Source organism: Rhizobium sp. Root483D2 (assembly GCF_001426685.1).
Lineage (GTDB): Bacteria > Pseudomonadota > Alphaproteobacteria > Rhizobiales > Rhizobiaceae > Pararhizobium > Pararhizobium qamdonense.
The window spans coordinates 132139-150876 of record NZ_LMFB01000020.1 but is presented as its reverse complement, the minus strand read 5'-3'; the positions used below and the strand labels follow the sequence as shown (position 1 = coordinate 150876).

At 60.4% G+C, this 18738-nt stretch carries 13 protein-coding genes; 2 read left to right on the top strand and 11 right to left on the bottom strand.

Annotated elements, in window-relative coordinates; all coding sequences use genetic code 11:
• Positions 1–257: 257 nt before the first annotated feature.
• On the bottom strand, positions 258–1547 hold the full coding sequence (urtA, locus tag ASD32_RS19515; protein ID WP_060639719.1) for an urea ABC transporter substrate-binding protein: 1290 nt from the start codon (positions 1545–1547) through the stop codon (positions 258–260).
• Between the two features lie 314 nt (positions 1548–1861).
• Here urtA and ASD32_RS19510 point away from each other — a divergent pair, with 314 nt between their 5' ends.
• On the top strand, positions 1862–5251 hold the full coding sequence (locus ASD32_RS19510) for an ATP-binding protein (protein WP_060639718.1): 3390 nt from the start codon (positions 1862–1864) through the stop codon (positions 5249–5251).
• A complete protein-coding gene (locus ASD32_RS19505) occupies positions 5244–6167 on the top strand; it encodes a response regulator transcription factor (RefSeq protein WP_060639717.1) in 924 nt (307 codons plus the stop codon). Before ASD32_RS19510 ends, ASD32_RS19505 begins: the two co-directional genes overlap by 8 nt.
• A 237-nt stretch (positions 6168–6404) precedes the next feature.
• Here ASD32_RS19505 and ASD32_RS19500 read toward each other — a convergent pair whose 3' ends face one another.
• From ASD32_RS19500 to ASD32_RS19455, 10 genes are all read right to left on the bottom strand, one after another.
• Positions 6405–7526, bottom strand: a complete 1122-nt coding sequence (locus ASD32_RS19500) for a branched-chain amino acid ABC transporter substrate-binding protein (protein WP_060639716.1) — start codon at positions 7524–7526, stop codon at positions 6405–6407.
• Positions 7527–7648: 122 nt separating this feature from the next.
• Positions 7649–7993, bottom strand: coding sequence for a DUF6867 family protein (locus ASD32_RS19495; RefSeq protein ID WP_060639715.1), 345 nt, complete (start codon positions 7991–7993; stop codon positions 7649–7651).
• Between the two features lie 119 nt (positions 7994–8112).
• Positions 8113–8838, bottom strand: a complete 726-nt coding sequence (locus ASD32_RS19490) for an ABC transporter ATP-binding protein (RefSeq protein WP_060639714.1) — start codon at positions 8836–8838, stop codon at positions 8113–8115.
• Complete coding sequence (locus ASD32_RS19485; RefSeq protein WP_162252678.1) at positions 8835–9725, bottom strand: ABC transporter ATP-binding protein; 891 nt, start codon at positions 9723–9725, stop codon at positions 8835–8837. Before ASD32_RS19485 ends, ASD32_RS19490 begins: the two co-directional genes overlap by 4 nt.
• A complete protein-coding gene (gene livM, locus ASD32_RS19480; RefSeq protein ID WP_060639712.1) occupies positions 9725–11110 on the bottom strand; it encodes a high-affinity branched-chain amino acid ABC transporter permease LivM in 1386 nt (461 codons plus the stop codon). The genes ASD32_RS19485 and livM overlap by 1 nt, the downstream gene beginning before the upstream one ends.
• 4 nt (positions 11111–11114) lie before the next feature.
• Positions 11115–12017 carry a branched-chain amino acid ABC transporter permease gene (locus tag ASD32_RS19475; protein ID WP_060639711.1) on the bottom strand — a complete coding sequence of 301 codons (903 nt, stop codon included), beginning with the start codon at positions 12015–12017 and terminating at the stop codon, positions 11115–11117.
• 309 nt (positions 12018–12326) lie between these two features.
• A complete protein-coding gene (locus tag ASD32_RS19470; RefSeq protein ID WP_060639710.1) occupies positions 12327–14753 on the bottom strand; it encodes an FAD-dependent oxidoreductase in 2427 nt (808 codons plus the stop codon).
• A 180-nt stretch (positions 14754–14933) separates the two neighbouring features.
• Positions 14934–15494, bottom strand: coding sequence for a sarcosine oxidase subunit gamma family protein (locus ASD32_RS19465; protein ID WP_060639709.1), 561 nt, complete (start codon positions 15492–15494; stop codon positions 14934–14936).
• Positions 15495–15501: 7 nt separating this feature from the next.
• The gene (locus tag ASD32_RS19460) at positions 15502–18459 is read right to left on the bottom strand and encodes a sarcosine oxidase subunit alpha family protein (protein ID WP_060639708.1); all 2958 of its coding nucleotides are present in this window, start codon (positions 18457–18459) and stop codon (positions 15502–15504) included.
• Positions 18456–18734 (bottom strand): sarcosine oxidase subunit delta, encoded by a 279-nt coding sequence (locus ASD32_RS19455; protein WP_060639707.1) that lies wholly within the window; start codon positions 18732–18734, stop codon positions 18456–18458. The genes ASD32_RS19460 and ASD32_RS19455 overlap by 4 nt, the downstream gene beginning before the upstream one ends.
• Positions 18735–18738: the final 4 nt, after the last annotated feature.

The following is an 18738-nucleotide window of genomic DNA, read 5'->3' as shown; positions in this document are numbered from 1 at the left end:
GCTGTTGCTTAAGATTTCCGCAATCCGCTTGCCCGGCGATCACATCGAACAGGACCCGCCCCGCAACCGCATCCTTAAGCTTAGCCATGCAGAAACCATGCCAGATAGGGCGGGATCAGGTCCCTCCGCCCAGACGGGTCTGAGCGGAGGGTAGTCACATTTTAATCAGGACGTTCTGAAAATGGACTTCGGGAAACGGCGGTCAGGCCATTGCCGGATTATGCTGATCTTGATGAAACAGCCGGTATTCGTCGAAATCAGGAACCCTTGCCGCCGCACTTGCCCGTTGCAACGTTGAAGTTGCCGCAGGACATCGGCTTGCGCCAATCGGAAATCAGATCCTTGGAGTCCGGCAGGAAGTCCGACCATTCGTCGCCAACGACCTGCGGGGTCTGCTGGACGATTTCAAACTGGCCGTCCGCCTGGATTTCGCCGATCAGAACGGGCTTGGTGATGTGGTGGTTTGGCATCACGGTGGAGTAGCCGCCCGAAAGGTTGGGAACGCTGGTGCCGATGATCGTGTCGAGAACGGCATCCGTTTCGGTGGTTCCGGCCGCTTCGACAGCCTTTACCCAGGCATTGAAGCCGATATAGGCGGCTTCCATCGGGTCATTGGTGACGCGCTTGTCGTTCTTAGTGAAGGCATGCCACTGCTTGATGAATTCGGCATTGGCCGGGGCATCGACGGACTGGAAATAGTTCCAGGCAGCGAGATGGCCGACCAGCGGCTTGGTGTCGAGACCGGCAAGCTCTTCTTCGCCGACCGAGAAAGCGACAACCGGAATATCGGTGGCCTTGATGCCCTTGTTGCCGAGTTCCTTGTAGAACGGAACGTTGGCATCGCCATTGATGGTCGAGACGACGGCGGTCTTCTTGCCGGCCGAACCGAATTCCTTGATCTTGGCCACTTCCGTCTGCCAGTCGGAAAAACCGAACGGCGTATAGTTGATCAGGATGTCTTCCTTCGGAATGCCCTTGGCAATCAGATAGGCTTCCAGAATCTTGTTGGTCGTGCGCGGATAGACATAGTCGGTGCCTTCAAGCACGAAACGCTCGACGCCTTCGGTGTTCATCAGATAATCGACGGCCGGGATGGCCTGCTGGTTCGGGGCAGCGCCGGTATAGAAGATGTTGCGCGAGGATTCCTCACCCTCGTACTGGACCGGGTAGAACAGGATCGAATTCAGCTCTTCGAACACCGGCAGGACCGACTTGCGCGACGACGACGTCCAGCAACCGAACACGGCTGCGACCTTGTTGACGGAGATCAGTTCGCGGGCCTTTTCGGCAAAGAGCGGCCAGTCGGAGGCGGGATCGACAACCACGGCCTCAAGCTTCTTGCCGAGAAGGCCGCCCTTCTTGTTCTGCTCTTCGATGAGCATCAGCATGGCATCCTTGAGCGTCGTCTCGGAGATGGCCATGGTGCCGGACAGCGAATGCAGCACGCCGACCTTGATCGTGTCTTCGGCAGCTTGGACGCTGGAAAATGCTGTCGTGGCCAGCGCGCCAGCCAGGAACGCGCCCAGGATCTGGGATTTGTATGTCATGTGTGAACCCCTCTCGTTCTTTTGACGACGGCTTTTGCGGATGCCGTTCGTGCTGGAACTATCCGTTGAGGGTGCCGGATTCTGTATACGTCAATTGACGTAGTGACCGGGGCGAACTGTGCACTGCAGCACACATCATCGCCCCTTTGACCGGACGCAAGGCCCTAGCCTGCAAGCATGGGAGTGCAACGCGGCAATTGTGGAAACAAATTCGCCCTCCCGAGGCAACCCGATTCTCGCACTTGCAAAAAATCCTTGACCGGAGGACATTGCCTAATCATTGATCACATTGAATATGGGAATATAAATTAGGCATGACGGCACGCCAGCGCATCATTCCGGTCCGGCGCGAATATAACCGCTGGGTCGCCAACCAGACGCTGGAAGACTATGCCTTGCGCTTCACGGCCAAGAGCGCCCGGCAATTCTCCTCGCAGCGCATCTCGCAGACCGCGATCGGGGCAATCTCCTTCCTGGCGCTGGAAGCGATCGGCGGCGCCATCACGCTGTCCTATGGCACTACCAACGCCATCATCGCCATTCTCGCAGCCAGCCTCGTCATGCTCGGCGTCGGCCTGCCGATCAGCCGCTATGCCATCCGCCACGGCGTCGATATCGACCTTTTGACGCGCGGCGCGAGCTTCGGCTATATCGGCTCCACCGTTACCTCGCTGATCTATGCGAGCTTCACCTTCATGCTGTTTGCCATCGAGGCATCCATCATGTCGGCAGCGCTGGAGCTGGCGCTCGGCATCCCCGTCTGGATCGGCTATATCATCAGCGCCGTCATGGTCATTCCGCTGGTCACCCATGGCGTGCGGCTGATCAGCAAATTCCAGCTTCTGACCCAGCCGTTCTGGATCGTCCTCAACATAGCCCCGTTCATTTTCATCGCGCTCGCGGACTGGAGCAAGTTCGACCTCTGGCTTGCCTTTCCCGGCACCGGCAAGCCGATGGGCGAGCCCGGCGCACTAGCGCCATTCTCGCTGCTGGAGTTCGGCGCCGCCTCCGCCGTCATTCTCGCCCTGATGGCGCAGATCGGCGAGCAGGTGGATTTCCTGCGCTTCCTGCCGCCGGAGGGCCAGCGCAAGCTGCATCACCGGATTGCCGTATTTCTCGCCGGAGCGGGCTGGGTGATCGTCGGCGCGCCAAAACTGCTGGCGGGCTCGTTCCTCGTGGTTCTGTGCTTGAGCGCCGGGGTGCCCGTCGAACATGCCGCCGATCCCGCGCATATGTACCTGACCGCGTTTGGCTACATGATCCCCTGGCACAATGCCGCGCTTCTGCTGATGGCTGCCTTCGTCGTCGTGTCGCAGTTGAAGATCAACGTGATGAATGCCTATGCCGGCTCGCTCGCCTGGTCGAACTTCTTCTCCCGCCTCACCCACAGCCATCCCGGCCGCGTCGTCTGGCTGATGTTCAACGTGGCGATCGCGCTTCTCCTGATGGAGCTGGGCATCTACAAACTGCTTGAGGAAACACTCGGCATTTTCTCCATCATCGCCATGGCCTGGCTCTGCACCATCTCGGCCGATCTGTTCATCAACAAGCCGCTGGGGCTGGCGCCGCCCAATATCGAGTTCAAGCGCGCCCATCTCTACGATATCAACCCGGTCGGCACCGGCGCCATGACGGCATCGGCGCTGATTGCGCTGACCGCCCATTTCGGCGTGTTCGGCGCCATGGCCGCCTCACTTGCGCCCTATATCGCGCTGATCACCGCCTTTATCGTCTCCCCCGCCATCGCCTGGGCGACGAAGGGCAAATATTACCTCGCCCGCAAGCCCCGCCAGAGCTGGAAGAAACTCTCGACCGTCACCTGCTCGATCTGCGAACATCCGTTCGAGCCCGAGGACATGGCCTGGTGCCCGGCCTATTCCGCGCCGATCTGTTCGCTCTGCTGCTCGCTGGACAGCCGCTGCCACGACATGTGCAAACCGCACGCGAGCTTCAACGCCCAGACAGCCGTGGTGGCCAAAGCTTTGCTGCCGCAAAAGGTGATGGAGACGCTGTCCACGCGGCTCGGCCGCTATGGCATCGCCGTCGTGCTGTCGGTTGCCTGTATCGGCATCATCCTGGCGATGATCGCCCACCAGACCGGCACCGCCTCGCCCGAAACCGCATCGGTGATCAACCGGACAGTCGGCGTGGTCTTCTTCGTCTTTGCCGTCGTGACCGGCGTCGTCTGCTGGTTCTATGTGCTCGCCCATGACAGCCGGCTGGTGGCGGAAGAGGAATCCTCGCGCCAGAATACCCTGCTCCTGAAGGAAATCGCCGCGCACAAGAAAACCGACGCCGCCCTGCAATATGCCAAGGAGACCGCCGAGGCCGCCAACCGGGCCAAAAGCCGCTATGTCGTCGGCCTCAGCCACGAATTGCGCACCCCGCTCAACGCCGTACTCGGCTATGCCCAGATCCTTGAGCGCGACGAGACCATCCCGGCACCCCGGCAATCCGCCATCAAGGTCATCAAGCGCAGCGCCGACCACCTCTCCGGCCTGATCGACGGCCTTCTCGACATTTCCAAGATCGAGGCCGGCCGCCTGCAGGTCTATTCCAACGAGATCAACATCCAGGATTTCCTCGACCAGATCACCGACATGTTCCGCCCGCAGGCGCAGGCCAAGGGCCTCATTTTCGAGCATGACCGGGCAAGCGCCCTGCCGCAATATGTCCGCACCGACGAGAAGCGCCTGCGCCAGATCCTCGTCAATCTCTTGTCCAATGCCATCAAGTTCACAGATACCGGCAAAATCCGCTTCGACGTCACCTATCGCAGCCAGGTGGCGACCTTCACCGTCTCCGACACCGGCCGCGGCATTTCGCAGGCCGACCTGCCGCGCATCTTCGAGCCTTTCCAGCGCGGCGAGGCCGAGCATATCCGGCCGATGCCAGGGCTTGGCCTGGGGCTCACCATCACCCAGCTTCTCACCCAGACGCTCGGTGGCGAGATCGTCGTCGAAAGCGAGCGGGATCGGGGCTCCACCTTTCGCGTCCGGCTGATGCTGTCGGCGATCAGCCGGCCAACCGCGTCTCTCCCCTCCATCCGCAAGATTGCCGGTTATGCCGGCCCGCGCCGCACCATCGTCGTCGTCGATGACAACGAGGACCATCGCGACCTGATGCGCGAAGTGCTGATGCCGCTCGATTTCGTGGTTTTGACGGCTGCAGGCGGCATGGAATGCGTCACCCTGATCGAGGGCATCAAGCCCGATCTCTTCCTCATCGATATCTCGATGCCGGGCATGAATGGCTGGCAGCTGGTCACGCGCCTGCGCGACCACGGCCAGACGGCGCCGGTCATCATGCTGTCGGCCAATATCGGAGATGGTACGGCGGCAGATACCCATACCGGCCATAACGACACGCTTGCAAAGCCCTTCGATATCCGCCAGCTGCAGGACAAGCTGGCCGTGCATCTGGCGCTGGAATGGATCTATAGCGACACGGTACAGCCGGCGCAGACGGCCAAACCCCGGCGCACCATGACCAACCCCGGCGCCGCCCATATTGAGGAACTGATCCGGCTCGGCGAAATCGGCTATGTCCGCGGCATCGAGGCCAAGCTCGCCGATCTCGCCCGGCTTGAGGAGAACCAGCCCTTTACCGACGCGGTCAAGACCTATGTCCAGGCTTTCGACCTTGCCGGCTATGCCGACTTCCTGCAGAACATCAACAAACAGGGGAGACCGGCTGGTGAATGAAGCAGTGCATCCGCGCGACATCGTGCTCATCGTGGACGATTCCCCAGAAACACTGGGCTTTCTCACCGACGCGCTGGAGCAATCCGGCTTCTCCGTGCTGATCGCCACCTCCGGCAATGCCGCCATCAATGTCGTCGATCGCATCACGCCGGACGTAATTCTGATGGATGCCGTCATGCCCGGCATGGACGGTTTTGAAACCTGCCGGACGCTGAAGACCAATCCGGCCGTAGCGCAGGTGCCGGTGATCTTCATGACCGGACTGACCGAGACCGAACATATCGTCCACGCGCTCGAATCCGGCGGCGTCGATTATCTCTCCAAGCCGATCAACATCGACGAACTGCGCGCCCGCATCCGGGTGCATCTGGCCAACGCGCGATCGGCGCAAAGTGCACGCGTGGCGCTCGACGCGGCAGGACGGCATCTGCTCGCCGTGCGCAGCAATGGCACCATCCAATGGTCGACACCGCAGGCAACCCGGCTCGTCAACGCGGCGACCGGCCGCGACGACGGCCTGGACACGCTCGCGGTCCATATTCGCGGCTGGCTGCAGGAGCGCGAAAAACACGGCGTCTCCAAGGACGGCCCGCTGATGATCCACCAGAGCGGCCAGCCGGTGCTGCAACTCGCCTATCTCGGCGCGATCGGCGGCGACGAATACCTGTTCCGTCTGACCGGCGTCAGCCAGACCAGCGACGACGAGGTTTTGCGCCAAAACTTTGCTCTGACGGTGCGCGAAGGCCAGGTTCTGCTCTGGATCGCCAAGGGCAAATCCAATCGCGACATCGGCGAGATCCTCGGCCTCAGCGCCCGAACGGTCAACAAGCACCTGGAACAGATCTACGTCAAACTCGGCGTCGAAAACCGCGCCTCCGCCGCCGTCAAGGCGGCGAATGCATTGCGGCAGGAATAGTCACCTCACCCTGAAAAGTGCTCGCATATCTCGAAAAACGCGGTGATCTTGTCCACCACCGTCATGCCCATGGCGTTGCGCGCTCATCCATCGTATTGCCCAAATGCGGCAGGAGGAGAACATTTTTCGAGCCCGCATCCCTGTTTGGAAGATCGAACTCCGCCACGCAAAAAGGCCCGGACATACCGGGCCTTTCGCGGTCCAGATGGACCAATTCACACTGACATCGAAAAACGATTACTTGTCGTTTTCGAAGTAGCTGAACTTGCCGTCGTCACCCTTCTTCCAGGTGTACATGACGTAGTCCGGGCGGGTGATGTCGCCCTTTTCGTCATAGCCGAACTCGCCGATAACGGTCTTGAACGGACCCTTGCCCTTGATGTTTTCGGCAACAGCCTGCGGGTCGTTGCCGCCGGTTGTCTTGGCAGCTTCTGCGATGACCTGGAGGGCTGCGTAGGAGTAGAGCGTGTAGGCTTCCGGTTCAAAGCCGTTTGCGCGGAACTTTTCGACCAGTTCCTTTGCAGCCGGGTTCTTGCGCGGATCCGGAGCGAACGTCATCAGCGTGCCGTCAACAGCGTCGCCAGCGATCGAAGCCAGTTCGTTCGAAACGATACCGTCGCCCGACATCAGGGTTGCCTTCAGGCCCTGGTCAGCCATCTGGCGCATGATGAGGCCGGCTTCCGTGTGCAGGCCGCCGTAGTAAACCAGCGTGACGCCGGCTTCCTTCATCTTGGCGATCAGCGCCGAGAAGTCCTTGTCGCCAGCCGTAATACCTTCGTAGACGGCTTCCTTGACGCCGGCTTCGTTCATGGCAGCCTTGGTCAGGTCAGCCAGGCCCTGGCCGTAAGGTGTCTTGTCGTGAACGACGGCAACCTTGGCGTCCTTGAAGTTTGCAGCAATATAGGCACCGGCAACAGCGCCCTGCTGGTCGTCACGGCCGCAGGTACGGAAGGTGTTCCAAAGGCCACGCTCGGTGAACACTGGGTTGGTGGATGCAGGGGTGATCTGCAAGATGCCGTTTTCAGCATAGACTTCCGAAGCCGGGATCGAAACGCCGGAGTTGAAGTGGCCGATCACGAACTTGACGCCGTCGGCAACGAACTTGTTGGCAACGGAAACGCCCTGCTTCGGATCGGAAACGTCGTCGCCGAGCACGATCTTGATCTGCTCGCCGTTGATGCCGCCGGCAGCATTGATGTCAGCTGCGGCCTGCTCGGCACCCTTCTGGAGCTGCGCGCCGAAAGCGGCGTTCGGGCCTGTCAACGGGCCACCAACACCAACCAGCAGATCAGCCCATGCAGTGCCGCTGAAAGCGACCATTGCAGTCAGCGCAACAGCTGACAAAAGTGACTTTTTCATCTTGTTACTCCCAAAAAAATTGAGCGGGTGCATTTTAAACCAGTCACGATACCCACCATAATCGCGCCGGTATTCTTATCTCCGCATCGAGCCTCAAAGGCTTGAATACGGGGTTCCCTCTGTCATTTGGACTTCCACGAAAAGGGTGTGACCTTCTCATAGAGCCAGTAGTAATTGTTGGTCATCTGCTGCGTGCGGTAGTAACGGTAACCTGCCGTAGCAAACAGCAAAAGAATGATCGTGTCCACGACATAGTACTGCAAAACCAGCATGCTGCCGTTGAAAAGCGCGTGGTGAATGAAGCGGATCGCCACGCCCAGAAGCAGCGTGTAGACGACCAGGACGCCGTAGCTGCTCCAGCCTTCGGCAGCGCTCTTTCCGGTGCGCCAGGCCGTCCATCCGCCCATCACGATGGTGATGAGCGCAAAGTATAGAACCGAGGGTTCTTCGTAGAGAATGCCTTGCATTCCGTTTCTCCCCTTCAAAGCGCCGGGCGGTTTTCAAACCGCGTGCGAACGCCCCAACTTATCGGATGTGCAAACCGGCCCCGGCGCAGAAATACCTTTGCCATTGAGCCGGACTGCCATCAATGATGACCGCCTTCGAGATAGGCCGCGCGCACTTCTGGATTGGCGAGCAATTCCTTGCCCGTTCCGCTCATCGTCACCTTGCCATTGACCATGACATAGCCGCGATGGGACAGTTTCAGGGCTGCGAACGCATTCTGCTCGACGAGGAAGACGGTAAGCCCTTCCTCTTCATTGAGCTTCTTGATCGCCGCAAAGATGCCCTTGACGATCAAGGGCGCCAGACCGAGAGACGGCTCGTCAAGAAGCAGCAGCTTCGGGCGCGCCATCAGCGCACGGCCGATCGACAGCATCTGCTGCTCGCCGCCCGAAAGCGTTCCGCCGCGCTGCGCCTGGCGTTCCTTCAGGCGCGGAAAGAGCGTGAAGATCTTTTCCACGTCCTCGTTGAAATATTTCAGATTGTCGAGGCTGGCGCCCATCTGAAGATTTTCATAGACGGTCATGCGCGGAAAGATCCGGCGGCCTTCCGGCGACTGGGCGATGCGCAGACGCGCGATCTCGTGCGTCGGCATCCGGGTAATGTCCTGCCCGTCGAACGTGACGGAGCCGGTCTTTGCCTGCGGGCTGCCGCAGATCGTCATCATCAGCGTCGATTTGCCGGCGCCATTGGCACCGATCATGCAGACGATTTCGCCGCGCTTGACTTCGACTTCGACGCCGCCGAGCGCCCGGATATTGCCGTAATATGTCTCGACGTCTTTGACATGCAGAAGGTTATCGCTCATTTGGGCGTATCTCCCGGCGCAGCGACAGCGATTTCCTCGATCTCTTCGAACACCTCTTCGACCTCATCATCTTCCACACCGAGATAGGCCGCAATAACCTTCGGATCGTTCTTCACATGGTCCGGATTGCCATCCGAAATCTTCTGGCCGTATTCCAGAACCACGACATGGTCGGAAATCTCCATGACCACCGACATGTCATGCTCGATCAGAAGGATCGAAGTGCCGGTATCCTGACGGATGCTGCGCAACAATTCGTTGAGCGCCAACGATTCGCGCGGGTTGAGACCGGCCGCCGGCTCGTCGAGGCAGAGAAATTCCGGGCCGGTGCACATGGCGCGAGCAATTTCCAGACGGCGCTGGGCGCCGTAAGGCAGATCGCCTGCCGGATCGTCGGCGCGGTCGGTCAGGTTTGCCTTGTCGAGCCAGTATTTCGCCTGCTCGATCGACTGCGCCGCAGCCTTCTTGTAGGCTGGAAAGCCCAGGAGACCGAGGATCGTATAGCCCGATGCCAGCATCAGCTTGTTGTGCTGTGCCACCAGAAGGTTTTCCAGCACCGTCAACCCTGAGAAAAGCCGGATATTCTGGAACGTCCGGGCGACCTTGGCGTCGCGGTTGACCTCGAAATCCGACATGCGTTCGAGCAGATATTCCTTGCCCGCCTTCTGCCGCATCGTGATCATGCCCATCGTCGGCTTGTAGAAGCCGGTGATGCAGTTGAACACCGTGGTCTTGCCGGCCCCGTTCGGGCCGATCAGTGCCGTGATGTCGCCGCGATAGGCTTCGAACGACAGGTCGTTGATGGCCATCAGGCCGCCGAAGCGCATCGACAGATGGTCGACCTTGAGGATTGGATCTTTCGTCATCGTATTCGTTCCGGCCATGATCAACCGTGACCTTCCTTGGTGAAGCTGCCGGAGACACTCTTGCGTTCGCGCAGGAATGCCGTGGGTTCGCGCGAGCCGACAAAGCCGCGTGGTTTCCACACCATGACAATGATCATGGCCAGACCGAAGATCAGCATGCGGTACAGTTCCGGGGTGAAATCGGGGCCGAAGATGTGCTTCAGGAATTCCATTTCACGCAACAGCTCGGTGCCGCCGATCATCAGCGTCGCCGCAACGGCGATACCGATCAGCGACCCCATGCCGCCGAGAACCACGATGGCAAGGATGATGGCCGATTCCAGGAAGACGAAGGATTCCGGCGAGACGAAGCCCTGGCGCACGGCAAAGAAGGAGCCTGCAAACCCGCCGAACATCGCCCCTGTCGCAAATGCGGTGAGCTTGGTCGTCACCGTATTGATGCCGAGCGAGCGGCAGGCAATTTCGTCTTCGCGCAGCGCTTCCCAGGCACGGCCGATCGGCATGCGGCGCAGGCGGATGGTGACGAACGCCGTCAGCAGGCAGAGCGCCAGGATAAGATAGAACAGGAAGATCTTGTAATAGGACGACGACATCGGCAGCGCGAAGGCCTTGGCAAAGTTGTTCGGCGCACTGACATCGAAAGACCAGATGCCGAAGACCGATGCCTTTGCAATGCCCGAGATACCGAATGTGCCCTTGGTGACGGCCGTCCAGTTGATCAGCACCAGCCGGATAATTTCCCCGAAGGCCAGCGTCACGATTGCCAGGTAGTCACCCTTGAGCCGCAGAACCGGGAAGCCGAGGATCATGCCCCAAAGGGCGGCAAAGATGCCGGCCAAAGGCAGGAGGATCCAGAAGGACAGGCCGAAATGCGACGATAGCAGTGCGTAGGAATAGGCACCCACCGCATAGAAGGCGACATAGCCCAGGTCGAGCAGGCCGGCGAGACCGACGACGATGTTCAACCCCCAGGCCAGCATCACATAAATCAGGATCTGGATGCCGAAATTATCCACCCATTTCAACGAGCCCTGGAAGCCGAACAGTCCGACCATGATGGGCGGATAGACTATCAGGACCGCAATGGCGATCAGGCTGAAATTGCGCACGAAGAAGTTGGCGTCCTTGACCGGCGCGGCGGCTTTTTCAGCCTTTCGCGCGGCCAGGTAAGGCCGGATGAAGGCGACCGACAGGAAACGGCCGACTGCGGCAATGACAACGAAGATTGCGAGCAACCCCCAGCGCTGAACGAGGATCAATTCGTTGAGAATGTTCTGGTCGGTCTTCAGACCGACGAACAGCACGAAGAGACCGAGAGCGATGAGGCCGGCATAAAAACCCTCGCGCAGAGCCCGCGCCATCAGGTTGCTGCCGGCGCTCTCAGGTGTGTTGGTGATGTTTGCCATGGATTTATACCTTCTCGACTTCCGGCCGACCCAAAATACCCGACGGCTTGAAAATCAGCACGATGGCGAGGATCGAGAATGTCGCGACATCCTTGTAGTCGATGGTGAAATAGGCGGACCAGAGGGACTCGATCAGACCGATCATCAGACCGCCCAGAACAGCGCCCGGCAGCGAGCCGATACCGCCCAGAACAGCGGCCGTGAAGGCCTTGACGCCCGGCGTGAAGCCGTCGGTGAAGACGATGACACCGTAATACATCAGGTACATGGTACCGGCGACGGCAGCCAGTGCCGCACCCATGATGAAGGTGATCGAGATTGTCTTGTCGACATCGATGCCGAGCAACGCGGCCATCTTGCGGTCCTGCTCGGTGGCGCGCTGCGCCCGTCCCAGCGGCGTGTAATTGACGATATACCAGAAGATCGTCAACAGAACCGCCGTCACGACAACGATGATGATCTGTTTCAGCGAGATCGAGATGCCGAACACATCGTAGACCGACGATACCATGGACGGGATCGGCTTGTTGCGCGGACCTTGCGTCACCTGGATGAAGTTTGACAGCGCGATCGACATGCCGATCGCGGTGATCAGCGGCGCAAGGCGGAAGGAGCCGCGAAGCGGCCGGTAGGCCATCTTTTCAATGACCCAGTTCCACAAACCCGTCATCACCATCGCCACGATGAGCATGATGAACAGGGCAAGTGCAATCGGCACACCGCCGAACAACCCGACCAGAATAAGATAGACAATCAGTGCCGCAAAACCGCCCAGCATGAAGATATCGCCGTGGGCGAAGTTCACCATGCCGATAATGCCGTAAACCATTGTATAACCAATGGCAATCAAACCGTAAATCGAGCCAAGAGTCAGCCCATTGACGAGCTGCTGGACAAAATACTCCATCAATATCCCCCGGGTCTGATCCTAGTAAGGTCAGACCTCTTCTTTTCGCGGCTCTTTTTGAGCCTTTTCGATAGAGGATTCCATAATGCTTTCGGATCAAAAGTGAAGCGCAAAATGATGCTTTGCCGAATTTCTTTCCCATTTTAGTGATATTGACGCTTAAACAGCCGAAAAATCAAAATTGGTGCAGTTTGGGCCCTGTTTTTGGGCATCAGACCGTGATTTCTACGGTGGACAATGCGTAAGCCCCGGAGGGCCTGTTCGGCACCATCCGGGGCTTGCAAAAACGCGTGATCAGGAGCGCCGCGGTCAGGATCGCATGCGCGAACCGTTGGCATCGAAAAGCGGCTGTGACTGCAAGCGGGCAGACAACAATTCACCCAAAAGTTCGACCTGCCATCCCTCGGTCTCGTCCGCAACCTCCTTTGGCACATAGCCGATCGCCACCGAAACGCCGGATGTGTGCGCATATCCACCGGAAGTGACCCAGCCGCAAACCTTGCCGTTCAGCGAGATCGGTTCGTCGCCGATAACGTCCGCATCCCTCGCCTCGATGATGAACGTTCTCAGCCGCAAAGTGCCGCCTTCGGCCTTTTCCTTCGCGGCCGCCTGCTTGCCGATGAAGTCCGTTTCCTTCTTCAAGGCCACGAATCGCCCGAGCCCGGCTTCGAACGGCCCGTAGAGCGGCCGGTATTCCCGCGACCAGCTGCCAAAGGATTTCTCGACGCGCAGCGCGTTGAGCGCCCGCAGGCCGAACGGCGTGATGGAAAACTCGGCGCCGGCCTCCATGATCAGGTCGTACAGATAGCGCTGGTATTCCGGCTTCATCCAGATTTCATAGCCGAGATCACCGGTATAGCTGACACGGCCGACGATCGCCGGTGCCATGCCAAGATCCATGCGGCGGATGTCCATGAAGGCAAATGCCGCGTCGGACATATCGAGATGCGTCAGCTTGGAGATCAATGCGCGGGAATTCGGTCCTGCGATCGACAGGCCGACCAGCTGCAGGTTCAGCGCGTTCAGCGTCACCGAGCCGTCCTTGGGCAGGTGGCTTTCGAACCAGCGCATGTGATAGTCCTCGGCAATGCCCGAGCCGATCAAAAGGAAATCCCCCTCGCCGAGCTTTGCCAGCGTAAAATCGCCGATCAGCTTGCCGTCATCCTTGAGCATCGGCGCCAGCGCCATGCGTCCTTCAGCCGGGATGCGGCAGGTCAGCATCCGGTCGAGCCAGGCTTCGGCCCCTTTGCCTGTGATCGTGTATTTGGCAAAGCCCGATGTTTCCATCAGACCGACGCTGTCGCGCACGGCCTTGGCTTCCGCCCCGACGACGTCGAAATCGTTGGAACGGCGCCAGGAAAACGTGTCTTCCTCGCCCTTTGGCGCAAACCACAGCGGCGCTTCCAGCCCATAGGACGCGCCGAACACCGCGCCCGCGTCCTTCAGCTTGTCGTAGATCGGCGTGGTCAGGAACGGGCGCGCCCCCGGCAGCTCTTCGTTCGGATAGCGGATGGAGAAGCGGCGGGAATAGTTTTCGCGCACCTTCGCATTGGTAAAGCCGAGCGTGGCAAAATCGCCGTAGCGCGATACGTCCATGGCAAAGACGTCGAAGCCCGGATCGCCATAAATGATCCAGTTGGCAAGGGCCAGGCCAACACCGCCCCCCTGGCTGAAACCGGCCATGACAGCGCAGGCCGACCAGTAATTGGTGAGGCCACGCACCGGCCCGACCAGCGGATTGCCATCCGGCGAGAAGGTGAAGGGGCCGTTGATGATCTTCTTGATGCCGGCCTTGTTGAAGGCCGGGAAGTGGCGGAAGCCGACTTCGAGTTCCGGGGTGATCCGCTCGATGTCCTCGGCCAGCAGTTCATGGCCGAAATCCCAGGGCGTCGTGATCGGCGACCACGGACGGCAGGCCTTTTCATAGGTGCCCATCAGCATGCCGTTGCGCTCCTGGCGCAAATAGATCTCGCCGTCGAAATCGACGCAGTGCATCAGCTCCTTGCCGCGCGTCTGGTTGAACTCGATGACTTCGGGCATGTCCTCGGTGATGAGATACATGTGCTCCATGGCGAGCACCGGCAGCTCGAGCCCGGTCATGCGGCCGACTTCGCGCGCCCAGAGACCGGCTGCATTGACCACATGCTCGGCAATGATCTCGCCCTTGTTGGTGATCACCCGCCATGAGCCGTCCTCCAGCTGGACGAGGTCTTCCACCTTGGTGTGCAGGTAGATATCGGCGCCGTTCTTCTTGGCCGATTTCGCATAGGCGTGGGTGGTGCCATAGGGATCGAGATGCCCTTCGACCGGATCGAACACGGCGCCGACGAACTGCGTGGGATCAAGCAGCGGCATCAGCTCATGCGCTTCCTTCGGCGTCAAAAGCTCGGCTTCAAGCCCCATATAGCGGCCCTTGGCAAGGATCGACTTCATCCAGTCGAACCGTTCCTTGGTGGCCGCCAGCATCATGCCGGAGGTCATGTGCAGGCCGATGTCCTGGCCGGAATAGTCCTGAATTTCCTTGTAGAGCTCGACCGTATATTTCTGCAGCTTGGCAACGTTCGGATCGCCATTGATCGTGTGCATGCCGCCGGCCGCATGCCAGGTGGAGCCGGAGGTCAGCTCCGAACGCTCCAGAAGAACCACATCGGTCCAGCCGAATTTCGTCAGGTGATAGAGGATCGAACAACCGACGACGCCGCCGCCGATAACGACGACCCTGGCATGGCTTTTCATGGATATTCTCCGGTTCCGGGATCGCTCGTCAAAGAGCATCCCGCGTTTAAGCGAAATCTTGGGCATGGAAACCGTAGCCGCAAAGCCGGTGCGGATAAAGACATCTGCGCGAACAGGTCTTGCCCAATCCCGCCATTGCCAGCTTCAGCCGCGCCATAAAAGCGGCACGCGATGGCGCATTTACCCTTGCGCGGAGAAATCGGCGGAGAGATCGAATTCCCGGCCCATTCGTCTCAAATCGTCAAAAAGCGCCACCGCGAAACTGCGCATGACGATCAATTCGAACTCGTTTTCACCGGTGCGCGCCAGATTGACGCTGATATGGCCGCACAGAACGTTGGACGAGCTGCCGATGTCAAACATGGCCGGGTGCAGGTCGGTGGCAATGCCCTTGGCAAGGATACGCCGGATATTGGGGCCGGACAGCCTGAAAACGACACGGCCATCGCTCTGGTCGACGATATAGGCCGTCTCGGCCAGAAGCAGCGAAAGAGAGCGGTGCAGGCCATCGGGCGTTTCCGTTTGCGACAGAACCAGCCATTCGCCGGGCCCTGCAAACCGGATGGAGACATCGCCCGATGCCGCCAGCCCCGCCGTCACGTCGGCCTCTTCACCGGGAACGGCCAGTACCGAGACGATCGCCTGAAAGCGCGGAATATCCAGGTGATCGACCGCGCGGATGCCGGGCTCCAGCGGCAGGAGATCGTTGAGCGGATGGCGGGAAACATAGGTTCTGGTCATATCCGCCTCACGAGTTCAGCTTCACATTGCCGGGATCAACGAAGACCGGGTTGCAGACCTCGGCGACGACCTCCGCGCCTGCCAGCTTGTCCCAGACGACGACGCGCTCGCCATAGCGCTCGCGCCCGGATTTCAGGAAGGCGAGTGCGATATCGTGGCCCAGCGTTGGCGAAAAGCAGGCGGAGCTGACATAGCCCTGATCGTTCAGCGTCGAGGGCTTCGCCCCTTCGCGCAAAAGATGGGCGCCGGCGCGGATATGCTGGTCCGTTTCCACCGGTTTCAGCCCGACCATCTGCATGCGGTCGGCAGCGGTCAGCCCGTAGCGGGTGGAAAGCCGCTTGCCGATGAAATCCGGCTTTTGCGCCGACACCATACGCCCGAAACCCGCATCGTCCGGTGTCACCCGGCCATCGAATTCGGCATGGGTGACATGACCCTTCTCGATACGCAGCACATTCAGCGCCTCAAGCCCATAGGCGCAGATCCCGTGCGCCCGGCCCTCGTCCATGACGGCGTCCGCAACCGCCTCGCCAAGGCTTGCAGGCACCGCCAGCTCATAGGCCAGCTCGCCGGAAAACGAAATCCGGAACAGCCGCGCCGTGAAGCCACCCTTCAGTGTGACGATCCCGGCGGCAAGGAACGGGAATGCGGCATCGGACAGATCGTCCTCGACAAGCGCCTGCATCACAAGCCGGGCTTTCGGTCCGGCAATCGCCATCTGCGCCCATTGATCGCTCGACGAACAGAAACGCACCTTCAGATCCGGCCACAGCACCTGCGCGCAATATTCCATATGGGACATCACCCCGCCGGCAAGCGCCGTGGTGGTGGTCATGACGAAATGGCCGGGCGACAGACGGCTGGTGGTGCCGTCGTCATAGACCATACCGTCTTCGCGCAGCATCAGACCGTAGCGCGCCTTGCCGGCGGGCAGTTTCAGGAAAGGATTGCAATAGAGGCGGTTCAGGAACTCCGCAGCATCCGGCCCGAAAATCTCGATCTTGCCGAGCATCGAGACGTCGCAGATGCCGGCGTTTTCCCTGACGTTGCGGACTTCGCGGTCCGTGCTGTCACGCCAGGTCTTTTCACCGCCGCGCACGAAATAGGCAGGGCGGAACCAGAGACCGGAATCGACGAAGACAGCGCCGTTTCGCTGTGCCCAGCCATGCAGCGGCGATTTGCGCACCGGGGCTGCATGCTCGTCGCGCGATGACCCTGCCAAAGCACCGAAGGCAACCGGCGTGTAGAACGGCCGGAATGTGGTGGTGCCGACATCGGCCGGGCTGATGCCCTGCATGGCGGCCAGAAGTCCGGTCGCATTGATGCCGGAAAGCTTGCCCTGATCGGTCGCCATGCCGTTCGTCGTATAGCGCTTGGCATGTTCGACATGGCCAAAGCCTTCGCGCAGGGCAAGCCCGATATCCTTCACATGCACATCGTTCTGGAAATCGACAAAGGCCTTGCCCCGCGCACCCGGCGCATACCAGAGCGCGGTAAAGGAGGGATCGATCTCGCCTTCGACGGTGGGCAATGGTGCGGCAGCAACAGAAAACCCGAGATCAGTGGCGATCGCAGCCGCCTTATGCGCGCCATCCTTGAGGCAATCGGCCAGACTGTAGCGCCCCGCCGCCGAGCCTGCGGCCACGAGCCCGCCACCCACGTCCGGCGCGAGGAATGTCTGCAACTGCGCCGACCAAACGGCCTTGCCGCCGCGCTGACAGGCAAGATGGATGACGGGGTTCCAGCCGCCGGACATGCCGATCGCATCGCAGGCGATCGTCTCCTCGAAACCCGAACGCTCGACCACCAGCCCGGACACCCGCTGGCGGCCCTTCGTGTCGATGACAGATGCCGACCGAATGACGCGGACGCCGTCTGGAGCACGATCGGCGGCATCGGCGCGGCTGTCAACGATAGCAGCGATCTCGACGCCATGAACAGCCAGATCCGAGGCGGTGCGGTAACCGGCGCTGCCATTGGTAAAGATCGCTACCGACTTTCCGCCGGCGACACCGAACCGGTTGGCATAGGTGCGCACGGCACCTGCCATCATCACGCCCGGACGGTCATTGCCGCCAAACACCAGCGGCCGTTCCTCGGCACCGGTCGCCATCAGCGCCCGCCTGGCCACGATGCGCCACAGCCGCTCGACGGGCAGTTTCGCCTGCGGCACCGCCACATGCTTTTGCACCCGCTCGACCGCGCCAAATACATTGTCGTCGTACCAGCCGAACACGGTGGTGCGCGCCATGATCGTCACATTCGGCAGGGACCGCAGTTCCGAAAGCGCCGTCTCGGCAAAATCCGGTGCGGAAACACCATCGATGCGCGTGGTGTCGCTCAGCAGCGACCCGCCCAGCTTGAAATCCTCGTCCGCAAGGATGACCCGCAGACCCGCCCGGCCCGCCGTCAGCGCCGCCATCAGCCCCGTCGGGCCGGAGCCGGCAACCAGAAGGTCGCAATGCGCCCAGCATTTCTCGTAGGTGTCCGGATCCCGCTCCAGCACGGCGCGCCCAAGCCCAGCCGCTTTGCGGATGATCGGCTCATAGACCTTTTCCCAGAAGGCGGCCGGCCACATGAAGGTCTTGTAGTAGAACCCGGCCCCGAGGAAAGGGGACAAAAGACCATTCATCGCGCCAAAATCATATTTCAGCGATGGAAAGCGGTTCTGGCTGCGGGCATCGAGGCCGGAATAGAGCTCAGTCACAGTTGCCTTGGTGTTCGGATCGCTGCCCGCACCCTTGCCGATCGTGACCAGCGCGTTCGGCTCGGACGCCCCGGCGGTGACGATGCCGCGCGGCCGGTGATATTTGAAGCTGCGGCCGACAAGCAGCTGATCATTGGCAAGCAGCGCGGAGGCCAGCGTATCGCCGGAAAATCCCGTCAGGTTGCGGTGGTCGAAGCGGAAATCAAGCGGCGCGCTGCGATCGACCAGACCGCCGGTGGTGAGACGATAGGCCGTCATCGCAAAACCTCCCGCGCAGCGGCGGCGGCATCGGTGACCGAAAACACCTCATGGGTAAGCGTATCGCGTTCGACCACCAGGAAGCGGCGGCAACCGGCAACATGCTGCCAATGTTCGCGGTAAGCCCCGCGCGGATTGGCACGGATATGAACGTAGTCGTTCCAGGCCTCGTCCGAAGCGTCGGGATCGGGGCGAATGAGCGATGCATCGCCGCGGATCGAAAATTCTTCCTTGGGCCGGATACCGCAATGCGGACAGGGGATGAGGCTTGCCATTCAA